The organism is Bellilinea sp. (genome assembly GCF_034432615.1).
In the GTDB taxonomy this organism is placed as follows: Bacteria; Chloroflexota; Anaerolineae; order Anaerolineales; family Anaerolineaceae; genus Bellilinea.
Genome location: NZ_DAOUBL010000075.1, coordinates 1 through 3,237 on the forward strand (window position 1 = coordinate 1; position 3,237 = coordinate 3,237).

Consider the following 3,237-nt stretch of genomic DNA (forward strand, 5'->3'; position numbering starts at 1 on the left):
CCGGCTTAAGCCAGCCGCGCGGTTTGAGCAAAGCGGTATAAACCCAACCGAACGCCGGCCGTCCAAGTAGAGCAGCGCTCAGCATTGCCACACCTACCAGCCCCGCCAGCAGTGGCAGGTTGGTAATAAAGGAAATCAACAGCAAGAGGATGATCAGCGCTTGATTGGTTCGTAAAGCAGAATGATCAATGGGTTGTAGGGGTTTCATATCAGCCTCCGCAATGACCTAGGACGAGAATTAAAAAACTGCGCCGCTCCGTTGAGATGCAGAGGGCGCAGCCGCTGGTTGAATCGTGCCTGTGAAGAACTAACGCTGGCACACCACGGCGGGCAGCACCCCCCGCCGCATACACATGCAGGTATTGTTGAGTAAAATGACGTATGTGTCAGCGATCATATGCGATAATTTTAGTCTTATTTTTGATTTTTTACAAGCCCGACCGAGCAAATTCATTTTACAAAACCAGATCAATTCATTGCCGTGAAGTAGGGTAAAATAAAGCCTGTATTGATGACGCCCTGCCTGCCCGCCTTCGAGAATAGGCAGCGCAGGGTTTATCCCTGTATTCTTAAGGAATTTTGCCAGCCTTGTTTGAAATCATTTTTTTAGGCACATCTGCTTCAGCTCCTTCGGTACGCCGCAACCTGCCCGCACTGGTGGTCAAAAAAGACGAACACCGCTTTTTGATAGACTGCGGCGAAGGAACACAACGCCAGATCTTACAGTCCGGTATTGGCTTCAAAAATCTGAACCGCATCCTGCTCACCCACGGACACCTCGATCACATTCTCGGTCTGGCAGGCCTGATTTCCACCTTCATGCGGTGGGAATCGATTGACGAACTGGAAATCATCGGCACACGCAGCGCACTGGATCGCGTATATGACCTGGTTTACGGCGTTGTGCTGCGCGGCGCCGAGCCGCCCATGCCGCTGCACCTGCGCGTCGTACAGCCCGGCTTGATCTTCGAGGCTGAGGATTTCACCATCCAGGCTTTTTCGGTTTCTCACCGTGGCGCCGAAAGCCTTGGCTACCTGTTTGAAGAAAAAGGCCGCCGCCCCTTTCTGCCGGAAAAGGCCGAAGAACTCGGCATTCCCAACGGCCCTCTGCGCCGCGATCTGGTCACCGGTCAGGCAGTCACCCTTGAGGACGGACGCACCATTCTGCCGGAAATGGTGTTGGGTGAATTCCGCCCCGGTACACGGCTGGCTATCGTTGGAGATGTCGGCGATCCCGACAATTTAATTGAAATCGTTCGCGGGGTGGATGCGCTGGTCATCGAAGCTACTTATCTGGAAGAAGAAGCCGAGATGGCGCGCCATTTTGGCCACATGACCGCCCGCCGCTCGGCAGAACTGGCGCGGGAAGCCGAAGTACGCCAGCTGATTCTCACCCATGTTTCGCGCCGTTACCGCGAAAAAGATATTCTGGCTGAAGCCCAACCGGTCTTTGAAAATACGGTGGTTGCCCGCGATTTTGATGTCTTTCAAATTCGCCGCGCCAGCCCGTGACCGATTCAACCCGCGTACACACATCCACCCATGAGCAAGCGCGTCCCTCCCCTTACGGATGAAGGCTTCCATAAGTCCCACAAAGTGACGGCCGGGGCTTTGCTGATCTCAGGAGTTGGATTTTTACTGCTCGCTGTACTCCCCTACCCGGCTGCCCGCCAGCTGGGTGATTTGCTTGCCCGCGACGGCAGTCTCGAACTGCTCACCCCTGCCCTCTGGAAAGTCTTTCAGGGTGTGCTGGGTATCAGCGGCTTGCTGCTGAGCGGCTGCGCGGTGATCGCCCTGCGCTTCCCCTATCATTTTCGAATTGCCGCGGTCTGGTTGAAACAAACCCTTACCAATGCCTTTCAAAACCTGCCCGCCGATGCAAAACGCGGCCTGGACGAATCTTTTAATTCACTCCGCCAGCCAGAAATATGGCTGCCGGCTGCTGCTCTACTGGTCGTCGGGCTGGTCATAAGGGGGTTATTCGTCAACGTCCCCATGGAACATGACGAAGCCTACACCTTCAGCGTATTCGCTGTTCAACCCCTGCGGCTGGGATTGAGTGATTACCATTACCCCAACAATCACCTCTTCCACACCCTTCTCGTCCATCTTTCGTACCGCCTGTTCGGTGTTCAACCATGGACGGTGCGCCTACCGGCTTTGATAGCCGGGGCACTGCTCGCTCCGTTTGGTTATGGCCTGGCGCGGCGGCTCTATTCCCCTGCCGCTGGCTGGCTGGCCGGTTTGACCATTGCCCTGGCACCAGTGCTGGTGAGTTTCTCGGTAAATGCACGCGGTTATACCCTTCTGGCATTGTTCACCTTATGGAACGCCGGGCTGGCCGTGTACTTACTCCGTCAGGGAAATGCTTTTCACTGGCTGTTACTGGCTTTGTTCGGCGCGCTGGGGCTTTACACGGTGCCGGTGTTTGTTTATTCGTTAGCCATGCTTTATTTTTGGCTCTTTCTGGTTTGGGTGAGCGGTAAAGTTGACCGATCGCGGCGCTTTTCCTTTCCGCTGGCAGTTTTGCTGTGCGGGAGTCTCACGGTGCTGCTGGCGGGGCTGTTCTACCTGCCGGTCTTTCTCAATTCCGGAATTAAGTCGGTGGTCGCCAATCAATGGGTCGAGCCGGTTGCCCGCGAGTGGTTTCTGCCAACCCTTCAATCGCGCGTGACCGAAACCTGGCAGGAATGGACGCGTTTCGTCCATCCGGCGCTGGTAGGTTTATTCGGGCTGGGTTGGATGATTGGGTTAATCTTTCATTCCCGGCTCAGCCGATTGCCCATTCCCCTGCAGGCCGGTTTGGTCATCCTTCCGGTCATCGTATTCATTCAACGTCCCAACCCCTGGGCGCGCATCTGGCTTTTTTTAGTGCCGTTGATGCTGATTTGGGCAGCCGCAGGGCTAGCGTATCTTATTGAAACCGTTTCACACCTTTTCAAGAATCCTTCCCGAATAAGGAGCGGGCTGCTGGCCATGTTCTCGATAATTCTGCTGGCCGGTTCGGTGATATATATCGTGCAGCGCGCTCCGCTGGGTGAGCGGCGCTATGGAGGGGTTGAACAGTCGCTGCGTTTTATTCAGCCCCACCTCCAATCCGGCGATCTGGTGATCATTACCGCACCGGAAGACGCTCCCTTATGGTACTACTTTTACCAGTACAACCTGCCGCGCCAAATGCTACGCAGGGATATCCCCTTCCGGCGCGCATTTGTGCTGGTCAGCACTGCCCATCAG

General features: G+C 55.4%; 3 protein-coding genes. 2 read left to right on the forward strand and 1 reads right to left on the reverse strand.

The genetic code is table 11. From position 1 onward, the window contains the following. Positions 1-208, reverse strand: a 208-nt coding sequence (locus VAE48_RS03545) for a DUF4395 family protein (protein ID WP_322791939.1), incomplete at its 3' end; no start/stop codon positions are given. A 380-nt stretch (positions 209-588) separates the two neighbouring features. On the opposite strand from VAE48_RS03545, the gene VAE48_RS03550 reads away from it, so the two are divergent. Together VAE48_RS03550 and VAE48_RS03555 are read left to right on the forward strand one after the other, a co-directional pair. Next, positions 589-1,512, forward strand: coding sequence for a ribonuclease Z (locus VAE48_RS03550; protein ID WP_322791940.1), 924 nt, complete (start codon positions 589-591; stop codon positions 1,510-1,512). Between the two features lie 30 nt (positions 1,513-1,542). Further along, positions 1,543-3,237 (forward strand): glycosyltransferase family 39 protein (locus VAE48_RS03555; protein ID WP_322791941.1); only part of this gene is annotated, 1,695 nt, incomplete at its 3' end.